This window comes from Bacillus sp. 179-C3.3 HS (assembly GCF_047229225.1).
Lineage (GTDB): Bacteria > Bacillota > Bacilli > Bacillales > Bacillaceae > Bacillus.
This window is the reverse complement of record NZ_JBFEFT010000011.1, coordinates 47,946-62,491: the sequence shown is the minus strand read 5'-3', so window position 1 is coordinate 62,491 and position 14,546 is coordinate 47,946. Positions and strand designations below refer to the sequence as shown.

Here is a 14,546-nt window from a genome sequence, read left to right as displayed (position 1 = left end):
TTTTATAGATTTACTTACAATTTTAATGACTTTTATGTCACGTGTACAGCAAAAGGCACTAGGTCTTTTTAAGTGGAAACAACGCTCCAATTATAAAAAAAAGAACGCCTATGCATGCGGTATAAAATGTGGCAGTGCCATAAATATCTTCAAAAAAACCTATCCATGAGAATCCATTCATGAAATGATTCACAGCATTTAAGTCAAATACCAATAAAAGCACCGCGGATGACAGCAGGTGTGCACCGAAAAAAAGAAGTATGGTCTTCAGCAAAAACGACATTCGAATTCCCCCTTCTCATCCTTAGTTTAAGATATGGTATCTGTTTCAATACATGATGATCATGGCAAAATATTTCCTCATCAAGCATATTGAAATTCACCAGTCAAAGAGGGAGCCCGTTATTGATGATCATACAAAAAAGAAGGACCAACAAATGAGTCCCTCACAAAAGTGCTATCCGTAAAGCAATGCATCTTCTAACTCCTTAACCAACGAAAAGCCAATTTCAGTATAAACATGTGGTACATCTCCATCTTTCTCTTTCGGTTCTTGGAATTGGTTAAATGATGCGCCTAAATTCCCAACCATTGCATGATCATCTAATTTGTCTTGATATACATGCTTTAAGAGAAATGGATGTCCCATTTTCACGACGACACCAGGCTCGTCAAGCTGCCCTTTTGTCGCTGTAAATGGAACTCTAAGAAAGGTGTAGCCTTCACGGTTATCAATTTTATAATCGAAATATCCATGGTCGTAGTCCCAATTGCCATTAATGACGTAGCCAAGCGGCTTCATGATTTCTTCCAAATGATAAAGTGAAAAGCTTTCACCTGTCAGCCTTGATGGTACATGGATCATACGGAACCCTCCTTTTCGTATAGGGTTCGTTAAACAGAAGAATTCATACCTCTCCCTCTTGTGATTTGTACATTGTTTGTAAAAGCGGCATCGATCAAGGGTTGTTCCGATGACGACGAACTGCTTTCATTCGCAGTACCTGCTCCTGATGTTTCCTTGGTAGCACTCATTGGACTGATTCGCCCGATATTGCCAAAATTGACGATCGCCTGTCCCGAAATGTCTCGGATATAAATATGATTGGTTCTCATGTCTTCCCCTCCTCCATTGATTATTGTATGTACAAAGTGAGCGGTTGTTTGCACAGAACCATCAAGTGAAAACAAAAAAGCACAACCTTTTTTGAAAAGGTGTGCTTTTTTGTTTTTATGATTGCTTTAGACGGCTTTCAAGCTCTGCCTTCTTCTCTTCGAAGCCCGGTTTTCCTAATAAAGCAAACATATTGACCTTATATGCCTCTACACCTGGCTGATCAAATGGATTGACGCCCAATAAGTAACCAGACATCGCACATGCTTTTTCGAAGAAATACACGAGGTATCCGAATGTATAAGCATCCATTTCAGGAATTGTCACAATCAAGTTCGGAACTTTTCCATCTGTGTGGGCAAGCATTGTTCCTTCAAATGCCTTTTTATTAACGAAATCAACCGTTTTTCCTGCTAAGTAATTCAAACCATCTAGATCTTGTTCCTCTGCTTCAATCACTAGTTCATGTCGAGGCTTGTCTACATTCACAATTGTTTCAAACAAGTCTCTTCTTCCCTCTTGCACATATTGACCGAGTGAATGAAGGTCTGTTGAGAAGTTTGCAGATGAAGGATAGATTCCTTTTTCATCTTTCCCTTCACTTTCGCCGAATAATTGTTTCCACCATTCTGCGAAATATTGCAATCCTGGCTCATAGTTAATCAGCATTTCAATGGTTCTTCCTTTATTGTAAAGGACATTCCGAACAACAGCATACTGATATGCCGCATTGTCTGCTAGCTCAGATGAAGAGAAATCTTCGCTTGCTTTTGCAGCGCCCTCCATCATTTGATCAATGTCAGCACCGCTCACAGCGATTGGTAATAAACCAACAGCCGTTAAGACAGAGTAACGTCCGCCTACATCATCAGGAATGATGAACGATTCGTATCCTTCTTCATTCGCTAACGTTTTCAATGCACCGCGTGCCTTGTCTGTTGTTGCATAAATACGTTTTTTCGCTTCTTCAGCACCGTACTTTTCAATGAGAAGCTTTTTGAAAATGCGGAATGCAATCGCTGGCTCAGTCGTTGTACCAGATTTAGAAATCACGTTGATAGAGAAATCTGCGTCTTCCAAGAGATCCATCACATCTGTTAAATAGGAAGAACTGATGTTGTTTCCAATGAATATGATTTGAGGCGTTTTACGTTTGCCTTTTGGCAACGTATTATAGAAAGAATGGTTTAAAAATTCGATGGCCGCACGTGCGCCAAGATATGAACCACCAATCCCCACAACAAGTAAGACGTCAGAATCAGATTTAATCTTCTCTGCACTTTTTTTAATGCGGGCAAATTCCTCACGATCATATTGCTTCGGTAAATCAACCCATCCTAAATAATCACTGCCTGCCCCTGTTTGCTCATGAATATTATGATGGGCAACCTTAACAAAATCATTTAAATATGTAAGCTCATGTTCTTGAAAGAAAGGTAACGCTTTCGAGTAGTCAAATTGAATATGTGTCATCGCTTGTAAGCCCTCCATTACGATAGTTCTATCCCTTTCACTTTATCGGAACTAGCTTTTGAAATCAAGTGATCGTCATTGATGTAGCAAAAAGCCGCTCCTCATGAAGAGAAGCGGCGACCCAGATTATAAAGAGGCTTTTAAAATTGATAAAATGTCAGCACGATTTAGTTTCATAAAGTTACCAAAACCGCCATATTCCATTTCTTTTGCTGCAATGTCAGCGATTTTGTCTAGTTGATCTTCCCCAATATCGTAGTCCGCTAATCGGCTCGGTGCACCTAGGCTAGTCCAGAAGGCTGACAGCTTGTCGATTCCTTCTAGTGCGATGTCACGATCTGATTTTCCTTCTGTTTCAATGTCAAACATGTGAAGCATCAGGTTTTTAAAACGCTCTACATTATGATCAAGTGTGTGGCGCATCCAATTTGGGAAGATGATCGCAAGTCCGCCTGCATGCGGAATGTCATAAACAGCGGATACCGCATGCTCAATCGTATGAGACGCCCAGTCGCCAAAATAGCCCATTTGCAGCGTGCCATTTAAAGCAATGGTTCCTGCATAAAGGATTGTTTCACGGTGCTCATAGTTTTGTAAGTCTTCAAGCAGCTTTGGTGCTGTCTCGATGACAGTTTGAAGAACAGCAAAACACATCCGATCTTGTAGAGGCGTGTTTTTGACATTATGGAAGTATTGTTCAAACACGTGGCTCATCATATCAACCATACCGTACACCGTCTGATTCTCTGGCACAGAATACGTATGTACAGGATCTAAAATTGAAAAAGCAGGATGAGTGACTGAACTGCCCCACACGTATTTTTCATTTGTTTCCCAGTTCGTGATCACAGAGTCCGGGTTCATTTCTGAGCCTGTCGCTGCAAGTGTCAATACTGTGCCAAATGGCAATGCTTTTTGAGCGGTCGTTTTCTTTGAGATAATATCCCAAACATCCCCGTCATATTCCGCTCCAGCTGCAATGGCTTTAGTACAGTCAATGACACTTCCACCGCCAACGGCTAACAAGAAATCAATGTTCTCATTTCGGCAGATGTCGATTCCCTTTTTCACTGTTGTGAGGCGAGGGTTTGGTTCAACACCTGACAGCTCAGATACTTCAGCCTCTGCTTCATGTAACGCGCTGATCACGTTATCATAAAGACCATTTTTCTTAATACTGCCTCCGCCATATACAAGTAACACCCGCTTTCCGTAACGAGCGAGTTCGCTTTTAAGTCCGTCTAGTTGTCCTTTTCCAAACATTAATTTCGTTGGATTATAATAAATAAAGTTCTCCATCTTTTTCTACAACTCCCTATAACAAATATATCCAAAAAACATGAAAGACTACTGTAACATATGTACACGCTGAATTCAAAAAAGATAACCGCTCGCAAGCAGCTATCTTTTGGATGTTCGATTATAATGATGCATTCAAAATCGCTACTACATCTTCTTTGTTTAGCTTTTTAAAATGACCAAATTCGCCTCGTGCCATTGCACGATCTGCCATTAAATCAATTTTTTCATCTGTAATGTCATAATCGGCTAAACGGCTTGGTGCACCTAAGCTAGTCCAGAAGGCAGTTAATTTTTCAATTCCTTCAAGTCCTGCTTCTTCGTCCGTTTTTCCTGTAGGGTCCACATCGAATACACGGACTGCTAATTGCTTAAAGCGAGCCGGGTTTTCTTGAATCACATGCTTCATCCAGTTCGGGAACAAGATCGCGAGTCCACCAGCATGAGGAATATCATAGACAGCTGATACCGCATGCTCAATATTGTGAGATGCCCAGTCACCACGTGCCCCCATTGAAAGCATGCCATTCAGAGCGATCGTACCCGTAAATAAAATGGTTTCACGCAGTTCATAATTTTCAAGATCATTGATCAGCTTCGGCGCCGTTTCAATGACTGTACGAAGAAGCCCTTCACACATGCGATCCTGATATGGCGTGTTTTCAGTGTGGTGGAAATATTGTTCAAATACGTGTGACATCATGTCAACCATTCCGTAAATTGTGTGGTTTTTTGGCACAGTGAATGTATTAACAGGATCTAGAATGGAGAATTTCGGGAATACAGCCGGGCTTCCCCAACCATATTTCTCATTTGTTTCCCAGTTTGTAATGACGGATCCAGCGTTCATTTCTGAACCTGTAGCGGCAAGTGTTAAGATCGTACCGAATGGGATTGCTTCCATTGGAACATGTTTTTTCGTCACAATATCCCAAGCATCTCCATCATACTTCGCTCCAGCTGCAATGGCTTTCGTTGCATCAATGACACTTCCACCGCCCACTGCTAGAATAAAATCGATTTGATTCTCTTTACAAAGCTCAACACCTTTTCTCACAGTCGTTAAACGAGGGTTTGGCTCTACACCTGCTAGCTCCGTGATGACTGCTCCAGATTCTTTTAAGATGTCAACCACTTGGTCGTATAGGCCGTTCCGTTTAATGCTACCTCCACCATATACAAGCAATACGTTTTTTCCGTAATGTTTAAGTTCATTTGAAAGAGCGGACACTTCGCCCTTGCCAAAGATTAATTTCGTTGGATTCCAATATGTAAATTGATTCATGTGATCTCCTCCTTCGCGCTACATTATGCGCCTCATTCCTTCCAATTGTAAAGGAATTTGCTTCAATCCATTTTCTTACGCATAGTTTGGCTGAAATTCTGCAAAATATAAATGTATTGATGCTGTAGCGAAAGGAGGAATCACGATGAGCGCTATTCAGCGTATTGCCCTCGTGCTCACGATTATCGGTGCTATTAACTGGGGACTAATCGGCTTTTTTCAATTTGACTTAGTTGCAGCGATCTTTGGCGGTCAAGGTTCTGCATTGTCACGTATTATTTATGGTCTTGTTGGAATCGCAGGCCTCATTAACCTTGGTCTATTGTTTAAACCAAGTGAAGAAGCTGTCAACGAGCCGAATCCAGAGGTTCGTTAAGGTAAAAAAGACAACAAAAAGGCTGCCAACATGGGCAGCCCTTTTTTATTATTTCTTGATTAAGTCTTTGCGATTTGATTGCTCAATCCACTCTTCAAGTTTATCTTTAAGTGTATTGAATCCTTGTGGTGCAGCAGCTTCTTCTTTCACTTGCTGTGTTCTTTGTTTCTTTGGTTTGCTTTCTTTTCTTTCAGGTGCTTCTTGTGTCGCACGGATAGAAAGGCTGATTTTACCAGCTTTTTCATCAACAGAAAGAACTTTTACTTGAACTTCGTCACCAATTGAAAGGTGCTCGTTAATGTCTTTTACAAAGCCATGTGTCACTTCAGAAATGTGCACAAGTCCTTGAGTTTCTTCATCTAATGCAACAAACGCACCATACGCTTGTAATCCTGTTACTTTACCAGTGTAAACACTGCCTACTTCAAACTTTGTCGCCATGATAACAACTCCTAAATAAATGTTTTAATATTCGTTTATACGCAATTAAAAACTATATCATAGAACGGTCAGTTACGCAAAATATTTTTTAAGATGGGTTTAGATGACATCAAAAGGGGGAATACATGAAAACAGAATGCTTTCTAGTATTCCCCCCTAATTTGAGAGGCATGAGTCCAGTTGGATTGATGCCTTTTTTTATTTTAAGATAGCAGGTACTTCTTCCGTCAATTGTCTATTTTGCATAAACCGTTGAATTCTTGAAAGTGCCTCTTGAAGCTGTTCTAGTGAAGAAGCATACGAACAACGAATATGCCCTTCCCCGCTTGGACCAAATACATTTCCAGGCACAACCGCTACTTTTTCACTAAGTAGCAACTCTTCCGCAAATTGCTCTGACGTCATGCCTGTGCTTTTGATGGATGGGAAAGCGTAAAATGCGCCATTTGGCCGGTGGCATGTCAGCCCAAGCTCATTAAGTGAGCCGACGAACAAATTACGGCGGCGTCTGTAGCTCTTTTTCATCTTCTCTACATCTTCAAGACCATTTCTTAAGGCCTCTTCTGCTGCATATTGTGCCATGGAAGGTGCACACATCATAGAATATTGATGGATCTTCAGCATCGCTTCACGAAGTTCAGGCGGTGCTGCAACATATCCTAAACGCCAACCTGTCATCGCAAACCCTTTTGAAAAGCCTGAAATTAAAATCGTTCTTTCCTTCATATCTTGGATGGCTGCAACGCTTGTAAACGTTTCGTCATACGTCAACTCAGCATAAATCTCATCTGTGATGATTAAAAGGTCGTGCTCTTTTGCAAACTGGGCAATGTCTTCAAGTTCTTCTTTAGAGTAGACAGACCCTGTTGGATTTGATGGCGTGCATAATAGGATGGCTTTTGTCTTTGGCGTCAGCTTCGTACGTAGGTCAGCCGCATCTGCCTTGAAATCTTTTTCAGCAGTCGTGCTTAAATAGACAGGCACCCCGCCAGCAAGTGTTGTCAATGCACCGTAGGCAACAAAACATGGCTCTGGAATGATCACTTCATCACCGCTATTTAAAATCGCGCGAAAGGCCAAATCAAGGGCTTGGCTTCCTCCGACTGTGATGATCAGTTCTTCTTCTGGACTGTAATCAATCTGAAACCGCTTATTTAAATAATGGCTCAGTTCTTTTCGTAAAGATAACAGCCCTGCATTTGCTGTATATGAAGTCAGCCCTTGCTCTAATGACATAATACTTGCTTCTCTCACATTCCACGCGGTCACGAAATCTGGCTCGCCGACACCAAGGGAGATGACCCCATCCATCGTCGCAGCCAAATCAAAAAATTTTCGAATACCTGACGGCTGAATACTCTGTACCGTATCAGATAAATAAGACTTTTTCATTTACGGTGACACCACGATTCTTTTGTCATCGTCCCCTGTTTCAAACACTTTCCCATCATGCTTATATCTTTTCAAAATAAAGTGGGTTGTTGTTGAAACAACGGAATCGAGCGTCGATAATTTTTCAGAAACAAATCGAGCAACATCGGACATTGATTTCCCGCGTATGACAACTGATAGATCATATGCACCTGACATTAAATACACAGACTCGACCTCTTGGAACCGATAAATCCGTTCAGCTATTTCATTAAAGCCGACGCCTCTTTTAGGCGTTACTTTGACATCAATCATCGCTGTGACGCCTTCTTGTCCATCTACTTTTCGCCAATCAATCATGGTCGAGTAATCAATAATGATTTTTTGATCTTCAAGTTTTTGAATAATGGCTTCGGCTTCTTCAACTGTCACACCTGCCATTTTTGCAACTGTATTTAAATCTGCGCGACTGTTTTCATCTAAAATCTCTAATATTTCAGTTTCTTTTTCTGTTAGTTTCATTTCAATTCACACCTCAGAATGTAAAAACTAGTTTTAAAAAATCTTCTGAACATTATAGCACGTTTTTCCCATTTTGCTAAGAAGGAGACAATTCAATTTGTAGTTTAATCACCACTTTTTAGGGTACAATACAGTCACCTATAATAGAGATTGAGTATCCAGTATCGGAGTGATAAATGTGGACATTGTTCAAACAGCCTATATGAGAAGCAAATTCGGAGTAGATATCTATTACGAGCATTATCCAAACGAAGGGAAAAAAACACTCATTTTAATTCACGGTCTTTTTTCTTCTACCTTCAGCTATCGAAAGCTGATTCCACTTTTAAAGAAAGACTTTCATTTGATTGCGATTGATCTGCCTCCATTCGGACAATCTGAAAAATCCGATACCTTTATTTATAGCTATCGCAACATGGGAAAAATCATCATTGAGCTGGCAGGTTATTTGCAAATCAAAAATGCCACCTTAGTCGGGCATTCAATGGGAGGACAGATTGCGTTATACGCTGCATCGGAACGACCGGATATATTTGAAAAGGCGGTTCTCTTATGTAGTTCAGGCTATTTAAACAAATCCAAAAGATCGCTTGTATATAGCACGTATATTCCTTATTTTTATTTATTTTTGAAAAGAAAGCTTTTAAAACAAGGCATTATGAAAAACTTAACCGATGTTGTGCATGATCATTCCATTATTGATCAGGAAATGGTCGATGGTTATTTAAAGCCTTTTTCCGATGATAAAATCTTTAGAGGCCTATTACGGTTGGTCCGTCACCGGGAAGGTGATCTGACGTCAGATGTGCTGAGAAATATGGAGACACCTGTCTTACTCATTTGGGGCGAGGAAGATCGAATTGTTCCGCTTCAAGTTGGAGAAAGACTCCACAAAGATTTGCCTTATTCTACTTTACATGCATTAAAAAAAACCGGTCACCTCATTCCAGAGGAAAATCCGGTCTTCGTATCCGATCAAATCGGCAATTTCAGCCTGTCTTAGCGTGTGCAAGATTGGGCGTCTCTTATGACAATGAGTTGATTCGCTATCTCTTGACAGCTCTCTATTGGGAGAAGCTGTTCAAATGAATGATGGTAAATGGCTTGAATCTCTTTTGCTAATGAGACTGGATCCTCTGTATCATATAAAGCGCTAATGACATCAACAGGCTCCGTTTCATAAAAATCCTCTCCATAATGGAAAGGGTCCCATGTCTTTATGAGTTGGATCATCTCTTCTACAGCTTGACTATCTTTCATGGGGATCACCGCTTATAATAATTTTTGTGATGTTTATTTTAGCACAACCAACAATGGTTGAAAAATAGCTAGAGGTGGGTTTCATGAATTTCGACGAACAATTCATACGTAAAGGATCAAAATCCGTTAAATGGGATTTAGCAGAGTCTTTATATCTGACAACGGATGCGCTCCCTATGTGGGTAGCAGATATGGATTTTAAAGCGCCACAAGTCGTGCTTGATGCATTGAAAGAACGACTAGATCACGGCATATTTGGCTATGCATTTCAGGACGAGGAGACACAGCAAGCAGTTGCTGGGTGGGTAAAAAAAAGACATGGATGGTCGATTCAAACAGATGCTGTGACATTTACACCAGGCGTGGTGACAGCCCTTAGTTTAGCCGTCCAAGCCTATACAGATCCGAACGATGAGATCATTATTCAATCGCCTGTTTACACTCCTTTTTATCAAATGATTGAGAAGAATCATCGTCTTGTCTTAACCAATCCTTTAAAGATAGAAAACAATCGGTACATGATGGATTTTGATGACTTAGAGAAAAAACTAAGCAGACCACAAGCAAAGATGATGTTCCTTTGTCATCCACATAACCCATCTGGGAGAGCTTGGTCAAAAGAAGAGTTAACACGAGTAGGTGAACTTTGCGTCAAGCATGGTGTCACGGTCGTTTCAGATGAGATCCATTCCGACCTAATGCACTCAGGTAAACCGCATATACCGTTTGCTAGTCTATCTGACGACATAGCACACATTACGGTGACTTGTCTTGCACCAAGTAAAACATTTAATTTGGCTGGACTTCAAGCATCAGCCATCATCATTCCTGATGAAGAAAGAAGAACCCTTTTCACCAATGAAATGCAGCGAAACGGGCTAGGATCACTGAATGCATTCGCAATTCCTGCAATGGAAGCAGCCTATCGTCATGGTGATGAGTGGCTCGATTCACTTGTTCTTTATCTCGAAAACAACATGAAAATGGCGATGGCGTATATTGATGAACATCTGCCAAATATGCGTTATATGAAACCGGACGCTTCTTATTTATTATGGTTAGACATTCGTGATTACGAATTCACACAGGCAGAATTGAAGCGGAATTTACTTAAAAAGGGGAAAGTCATTCTTGAGTATGGCCACGTGTATGGACATGAAGGAGACGGTTTTATTCGGATGAATCTCGGTTGCCCTGCTTCAACCGTAAAAGAAGGCTTGAAACGGCTTCATCGAGCATTCACTCCTTAACCTGATCATTACAGTACAGAGAGAACATCCTAACGGGTGTTCTTTTTAATGAAAAAACCCTTCTATTAACATATCTACTTTTTTAATGAAATGATATAATGAAAAGAATTACAATTCATGACGAGGAGAGCATTGAAATGGAAATGTTCAAGGATTTTCTGCTCCATGTATCTTTTATTCTATTTCCAATTTTTATATATCATGCACTATGGCTAAGCCGGACCCCTGCACATTTCCCAAGAACGAATAAACTGCTCATTACAATATTTGCATCGATCTCATCAGCACTATGTATTATGTATCCGGTTGGTTCCGTGTTAGATTTACAAACTGGGCTTCAATCGATTCCCCTTGTCCTTGCCATTTTATACGGAGGCTACATGACTGGAATCGTGGCGATCTTGGCTAGTTCATTTGTGAAATTCATTATGTATGGCTCTTTCCTATGGGTTGGGATGATCGTTGTTCCCATATACTTTTTGATTCCGTTCCTTTTCTACCGAAAATGGCGACAATACGCGAAGCTGAAAAAACTCGTATACGGGGTGCTCATCGGCCTTTCTAAAGGGGTCATTATTTACATTGGGCTGTTTGTTGTCAGCATATTGGATTATAGCCCCGCTTTTATTATGCAGCAAAAGTTCCTTGAGCTATTTTTCTCAACCCTTTACTACATCTTCTTTCTCGTACTAAGCATTTACTCTATTGAATTCGTCAAAGAAAATGCACAAATGAGAACACAGCTCGTCCAATCAGAGAAGCTAACCATTGTAAGTGAACTGGCTGCAAGCGTTGCCCATGAAGTGCGGAATCCACTGACAGTGGTGAGAGGATTTATTCAATTGCTTTTTTCGAGTGACAATGCAAAGGAACCATCGACCAATAAAGATTATAAAAACCTTGTTCTGTCAGAGCTAGATCGTGCCCAAGACATTATTACAAGTTATCTTGATATCGCGAAACAAAACTATTATCAAATCGAATCTTTGAATCTTTCCAAATTGCTGGAAGACTGTGCATCACTCATGACTTCCTATGCGAACTTTAAATCAGTTACGATCCACCAATCGATTGAACCTGATTTATACATACAAGGGGATGAAACGAAGATCAAACAAGTACTAATTAATTTAATCAAAAATGCCATTGAAGCAGCGCCAGAACATGAGGGAAAAATTGAGCTTTTTGCTTCAAAAGAGAATCATAAAGTATGCCTTTATTTCGTTGATAATGGCGTCGGTATGACAGAAAGCCAAATGAAAAAACTTGGCGAACCTTATTACACATTGAAAAACAAAGGGACTGGACTTGGGCTAACGGTGACCTTTTCCATTATCGAAAATCACCATGGAACCATTCGCTTTAAAAGCTCCCTGCATTCTGGGACAACCGTCACTGTGAAATTTCCTGAAGATACACGAAGAAAATGATCAATCCATTTTTTTTGTCCACTTTTCATCCTTCTGCTCCTGCTTCTTAGAAGCACGCACGATCAGACGAAAACAAATAAATGCAGCAGTAAAGAAAAGCACCGTGGTGATTGCTGCCGGGATGTATTCCCTTTTATCTTCAGGAAAATACAGTAGAAAAAGTGCGATGAATGATATCATTCACCATTCCCCCTTTTGCTCGTTTACTTCACTATATTGGATAAAAGAAATGAAATACCTTCCTACGAGAAGGAAATGGAGGAATTTCACATGACAGACATTCAAATTGGACAAATCGTCAAAGGCTTTTACAAAACAGGAGCGTATATTGGAGAAGTCACTGCGGTCAAACAAGCGGCATATCTTGTTCAAGTGAAAGCTGTACTCACCCACCCTACCCAAGGCGACCTTCATCACCCAAAACAAGCGGATGTGCCTTTTTTTCAGGAAAGACGTGCATTGGCATTCAATGAACAAACAAATATTCCTCATCATATGGTCAAGCCTTACGATGGCGAAGTCCCAGATTACAAAGCGTCATTAAAACAAGCCATAAATAAATTGAAAGAAGCACTTCACTCAGATGACTCAGAATGGGCGGATAAATCTAGAGCCTGCCTGGCTTCTCTTGAAAAGGACTATTTTCCAGAAGACGCTCGCTAATCTGTCGATTCAAAAAATTGGGAGAAATCAATGAGTTCACCTATTTTCGTTGTTTGCGGATTTTCCACATAGGCTCTGTCTTTTTCAAAAAGGGTGAATAGCTGATAAGTTGTCATGGCATCATCGAGTGCTTTATGATGCTTACCAGCTCCTTCACTTCCATATTCCTTCGCCGCTGTTCGAAGTCCTGTCAACGTTCTGTCACCAAAGAACGTTTTATACTCAAAAGCGAGATCCCGTAGATTCCCCTTAAACGGAAAAGCAATATGATTATGCATGCAGTTTTGCTTCAGCACCTTCATGTCCATATTTCCCCACGTAATAATCTCACAACCTTCTCCCCCATCAAGCAGCACCATCGTATCGATAAACGCTTCAAATGACATCCCCCCCTCTACATCCTGTTGCGTAATGCCGAGAAATGATTTACAACGCTTCGTCAACTTGGGAAATTTTTTCGGTTTGACGTAACTCGAGAAGGTATCTATGATGGTGTCATTCGTCGCCTTCACTACACCTGCCTCAATAATTTCAGGGAAAAAATTTTGCGGATGATACTTTCCATCAGGCATCGTAAATTCAAAATCGACCACAAGCAGCGTCTTCTGTTCCAATCATCTCACCTCACTTTCTCGTCTGTTTTAGCACCTTGATATCATTATATTAAGACGGACTTTGAAATCACTTCATTTTCACGAAAATAATACAGATTCACTATGCCCAACCTACATAAGATGAAAGATCGTTTACTTTCCTTTATAATTATTAAGGAACACGAAATAAATAAAGAAGGTGGTCTGTATCACAAACAGGAAGAAGAACTTATACATCATGTGGTTTGTGAACTTTTTTGTATCTGCGAGTATTACAATGATCGTTCCTTTTTTATCACTATACATAGAATCTCTTGATAGCAGCTATTCAAATGAATTCGTCCAAAGCTGGAGTGGCTATGTCTTTGGGGTCACGTTTTTAACGGCTTTTCTCATTTCGCCTATTTGGGGACGAATTGGGGACCGGCATGGCTATAAAAAAATCTTACTCATCAATGGAATTGGAATCGCCACAAGCATTCTATTAATGGGACTCGTCCAAACCGTCTATCAGTTGTTTGCATTGCGTCTATTTATGGGGCTTGTAACAGGCTTTATCTCCACTTCAATGGCTCTTATCTCGGCTCAAACTGAAAAGGCAACTGCCGGTAGAACGCTAGGGACAATGCAGATGAGTAATGTCGCTGGCGGATTGTTTGGGCCATTAATGGGCGGATTTATGGCAGACAGTGTTGGATTCATTTATACGTTTTTTTTAACCGCTGCCGTCATTTATCTTTCGAGCATCGTGATTTTCTTCGGTGTCAAAGAACAGCCCATCCAATCAAAAGAATCGAAACACATCTCTTATTCTAGAAAAGATGTTCTTGTTCATATTTTGAAGCAACCTTTACTCATTGTCACAATGCTATTGACGTTTATTACGCAAGTGGGGAACTTTAGTATTCAACCATTGTTAGCTCTGTACATTCATGATTTACATGGTCCGGACAATATCGCCTTTTTTGCTGGGCTAGCATTTTCCGCTACAGGACTTGGAAATCTGATGTTTACACGAAAATGGGGAGATCTTGGGGATCGAATCGGACATGATAAAGTGCTATTAGCCCTTCTGATCCTTTCGTCCATTTTATTCATTCCACAAGCGATGGTCGATTCCTATAGCCTACTAGTCCTTTTCCGTTTTCTATATGGAATGGCGCTTGGCGGCATCATCCCATGTACGACTGCGTACATTCGAATCAAAGCACCTGCCAATATGCAAGGCGAAATCCTTGGATACAATGTGAGCTTCCGCTTTCTAGGGAATGTGATCGGTCCCGTCATCGGGGGAATTGTGGCAAGTCACTACGGGATTCCAGCCGTTTTTTATGTGACTTCTTGTATTTTCCTGTTTGGCGCATTATTTTTATGGGCGGTACGCTCCCATACCAAGGCAAAAGAAAGAAGTATCTGACGTGCCATCAGATACTTCTTTTTTATACCAAACTCTCTCTTATGTAGACTTC

17 protein-coding genes are annotated in these 14,546 nt (G+C 40.6%); 6 read left to right on the top strand and 11 right to left on the bottom strand.

Annotated features, from left to right (window positions below):
• Window positions 1–457: 457 nt before the first annotated feature.
• From AB1K80_RS09030 to AB1K80_RS09010, 5 genes are all read right to left on the bottom strand, one after another.
• Window positions 458–865, bottom strand: a complete 408-nt coding sequence (locus tag AB1K80_RS09030; RefSeq protein WP_412856288.1) for a YugN-like family protein — start codon at window positions 863–865, stop codon at window positions 458–460.
• A gap of 29 nt (window positions 866–894) precedes the next feature.
• Entirely contained in the window at window positions 895–1,116 is a 222-nt protein-coding gene (locus AB1K80_RS09025; protein WP_412856287.1) for a spore germination protein, read from the bottom strand.
• Window positions 1,117–1,231: 115 nt separating this feature from the next.
• The gene (locus AB1K80_RS09020; protein ID WP_412856286.1) at window positions 1,232–2,587 is read right to left on the bottom strand and encodes a glucose-6-phosphate isomerase; all 1,356 of its coding nucleotides are present in this window, start codon (window positions 2,585–2,587) and stop codon (window positions 1,232–1,234) included.
• A 126-nt stretch (window positions 2,588–2,713) separates the two neighbouring features.
• Complete coding sequence (locus AB1K80_RS09015) at window positions 2,714–3,886, bottom strand: iron-containing alcohol dehydrogenase (protein WP_412856285.1); 1,173 nt, start codon at window positions 3,884–3,886, stop codon at window positions 2,714–2,716.
• A 121-nt stretch (window positions 3,887–4,007) separates the two neighbouring features.
• Window positions 4,008–5,171, bottom strand: coding sequence for an iron-containing alcohol dehydrogenase (locus tag AB1K80_RS09010; RefSeq protein WP_412856284.1), 1,164 nt, complete (start codon window positions 5,169–5,171; stop codon window positions 4,008–4,010).
• 145 nt (window positions 5,172–5,316) lie between these two features.
• Here AB1K80_RS09010 and AB1K80_RS09005 point away from each other — a divergent pair, with 145 nt between their 5' ends.
• Window positions 5,317–5,547, top strand: a complete 231-nt coding sequence (locus AB1K80_RS09005) for a DUF378 domain-containing protein (protein WP_412856283.1) — start codon at window positions 5,317–5,319, stop codon at window positions 5,545–5,547.
• 48 nt (window positions 5,548–5,595) lie between these two features.
• Here AB1K80_RS09005 and yugI read toward each other — a convergent pair whose 3' ends face one another.
• From yugI to AB1K80_RS08990, 3 genes are all read right to left on the bottom strand, one after another.
• Window positions 5,596–5,988 carry a S1 domain-containing post-transcriptional regulator GSP13 gene (gene yugI, locus AB1K80_RS09000; protein ID WP_412856282.1) on the bottom strand — a complete coding sequence of 131 codons (393 nt, stop codon included), beginning with the start codon at window positions 5,986–5,988 and terminating at the stop codon, window positions 5,596–5,598.
• A 198-nt stretch (window positions 5,989–6,186) separates the two neighbouring features.
• Window positions 6,187–7,380, bottom strand: a complete 1,194-nt coding sequence (locus AB1K80_RS08995) for an aminotransferase (RefSeq protein WP_412856281.1) — start codon at window positions 7,378–7,380, stop codon at window positions 6,187–6,189.
• Window positions 7,381–7,881, bottom strand: a complete 501-nt coding sequence (locus AB1K80_RS08990) for an Lrp/AsnC family transcriptional regulator (RefSeq protein WP_412856280.1) — start codon at window positions 7,879–7,881, stop codon at window positions 7,381–7,383.
• A gap of 202 nt (window positions 7,882–8,083) precedes the next feature.
• Between AB1K80_RS08990 and AB1K80_RS08985 the strand changes: the two genes are divergently transcribed.
• Window positions 8,084–8,884 (top strand): alpha/beta fold hydrolase, encoded by an 801-nt coding sequence (locus AB1K80_RS08985; RefSeq protein WP_412856322.1) that lies wholly within the window; start codon window positions 8,084–8,086, stop codon window positions 8,882–8,884.
• On the opposite strand, the gene AB1K80_RS08980 is transcribed toward AB1K80_RS08985, so the two are convergent.
• A complete protein-coding gene (locus AB1K80_RS08980; RefSeq protein ID WP_412856279.1) occupies window positions 8,881–9,141 on the bottom strand; it encodes a DUF1871 family protein in 261 nt (86 codons plus the stop codon). The two genes, AB1K80_RS08985 and AB1K80_RS08980, sit on opposite strands and share 4 nt — an antisense overlap.
• Window positions 9,142–9,224: 83 nt before the next feature.
• Here AB1K80_RS08980 and AB1K80_RS08975 point away from each other — a divergent pair, with 83 nt between their 5' ends.
• Both AB1K80_RS08975 and AB1K80_RS08970 read left to right on the top strand, forming a co-directional pair.
• A complete protein-coding gene (locus AB1K80_RS08975) occupies window positions 9,225–10,391 on the top strand; it encodes a MalY/PatB family protein (protein WP_412856278.1) in 1,167 nt (388 codons plus the stop codon).
• Window positions 10,392–10,528: 137 nt separating this feature from the next.
• On the top strand, window positions 10,529–11,821 hold the full coding sequence (locus AB1K80_RS08970) for an ATP-binding protein (RefSeq protein WP_412856277.1): 1,293 nt from the start codon (window positions 10,529–10,531) through the stop codon (window positions 11,819–11,821).
• Here the strand turns inward: AB1K80_RS08970 and AB1K80_RS08965 are convergent, their stop codons facing one another.
• Window positions 11,822–12,001: a hypothetical protein gene (locus AB1K80_RS08965; protein ID WP_412856276.1), complete on the bottom strand. Its 180-nt coding sequence runs from the start codon at window positions 11,999–12,001 to the stop codon at window positions 11,822–11,824.
• 90 nt (window positions 12,002–12,091) lie between these two features.
• Between AB1K80_RS08965 and AB1K80_RS08960 the strand changes: the two genes are divergently transcribed.
• A complete protein-coding gene (locus tag AB1K80_RS08960; protein ID WP_412856275.1) occupies window positions 12,092–12,484 on the top strand; it encodes a kinase-associated lipoprotein B in 393 nt (130 codons plus the stop codon).
• Here AB1K80_RS08960 and kapD read toward each other — a convergent pair.
• On the bottom strand, window positions 12,481–13,098 hold the full coding sequence (gene kapD, locus AB1K80_RS08955) for a 3'-5' exonuclease KapD (protein ID WP_412856274.1): 618 nt from the start codon (window positions 13,096–13,098) through the stop codon (window positions 12,481–12,483). The two genes, AB1K80_RS08960 and kapD, sit on opposite strands and share 4 nt — an antisense overlap.
• A gap of 217 nt (window positions 13,099–13,315) precedes the next feature.
• Here kapD and AB1K80_RS08950 point away from each other — a divergent pair, with 217 nt between their 5' ends.
• A complete protein-coding gene (locus AB1K80_RS08950; RefSeq protein WP_412856273.1) occupies window positions 13,316–14,494 on the top strand; it encodes an MFS transporter in 1,179 nt (392 codons plus the stop codon).
• Window positions 14,495–14,546 lie beyond the last annotated feature (52 nt).

Excerpts from the sequence above, each read along its gene's own strand:
- AB1K80_RS08975 (WP_412856278.1), top strand. The coding sequence starts at position 9,225 with ATGAATTTCGACGAACAATTCATACGTAAAGGATCAAAATCCGTTAAA.
- yugI (WP_412856282.1), bottom strand. The coding sequence starts at position 5,988 with ATGGCGACAAAGTTTGAAGTAGGCAGTGTTTACACTGGTAAAGTAACA.
- AB1K80_RS08970 (WP_412856277.1), top strand. The coding sequence starts at position 10,529 with ATGGAAATGTTCAAGGATTTTCTGCTCCATGTATCTTTTATTCTATTT.
- AB1K80_RS09010 (WP_412856284.1), bottom strand. The coding sequence starts at position 5,171 with ATGAATCAATTTACATATTGGAATCCAACGAAATTAATCTTTGGCAAG.
- AB1K80_RS09015 (WP_412856285.1), bottom strand. The coding sequence starts at position 3,886 with ATGGAGAACTTTATTTATTATAATCCAACGAAATTAATGTTTGGAAAA.
- AB1K80_RS08980 (WP_412856279.1), bottom strand. The coding sequence starts at position 9,141 with ATGAAAGATAGTCAAGCTGTAGAAGAGATGATCCAACTCATAAAGACA.
- AB1K80_RS09020 (WP_412856286.1), bottom strand. The coding sequence starts at position 2,587 with ATGACACATATTCAATTTGACTACTCGAAAGCGTTACCTTTCTTTCAA.
- AB1K80_RS08990 (WP_412856280.1), bottom strand. The coding sequence starts at position 7,881 with ATGAAACTAACAGAAAAAGAAACTGAAATATTAGAGATTTTAGATGAA.
- AB1K80_RS09005 (WP_412856283.1), top strand. The coding sequence starts at position 5,317 with ATGAGCGCTATTCAGCGTATTGCCCTCGTGCTCACGATTATCGGTGCT.
- AB1K80_RS08965 (WP_412856276.1), bottom strand. The coding sequence starts at position 12,001 with ATGATATCATTCATCGCACTTTTTCTACTGTATTTTCCTGAAGATAAA.
- AB1K80_RS08950 (WP_412856273.1), top strand. The coding sequence starts at position 13,316 with ATGTGGTTTGTGAACTTTTTTGTATCTGCGAGTATTACAATGATCGTT.
- AB1K80_RS09030 (WP_412856288.1), bottom strand. The coding sequence starts at position 865 with ATGATCCATGTACCATCAAGGCTGACAGGTGAAAGCTTTTCACTTTAT.
- AB1K80_RS08995 (WP_412856281.1), bottom strand. The coding sequence starts at position 7,380 with ATGAAAAAGTCTTATTTATCTGATACGGTACAGAGTATTCAGCCGTCA.
- AB1K80_RS08960 (WP_412856275.1), top strand. The coding sequence starts at position 12,092 with ATGACAGACATTCAAATTGGACAAATCGTCAAAGGCTTTTACAAAACA.
- AB1K80_RS09025 (WP_412856287.1), bottom strand. The coding sequence starts at position 1,116 with ATGAGAACCAATCATATTTATATCCGAGACATTTCGGGACAGGCGATC.
- AB1K80_RS08985 (WP_412856322.1), top strand. The coding sequence starts at position 8,084 with ATGAGAAGCAAATTCGGAGTAGATATCTATTACGAGCATTATCCAAAC.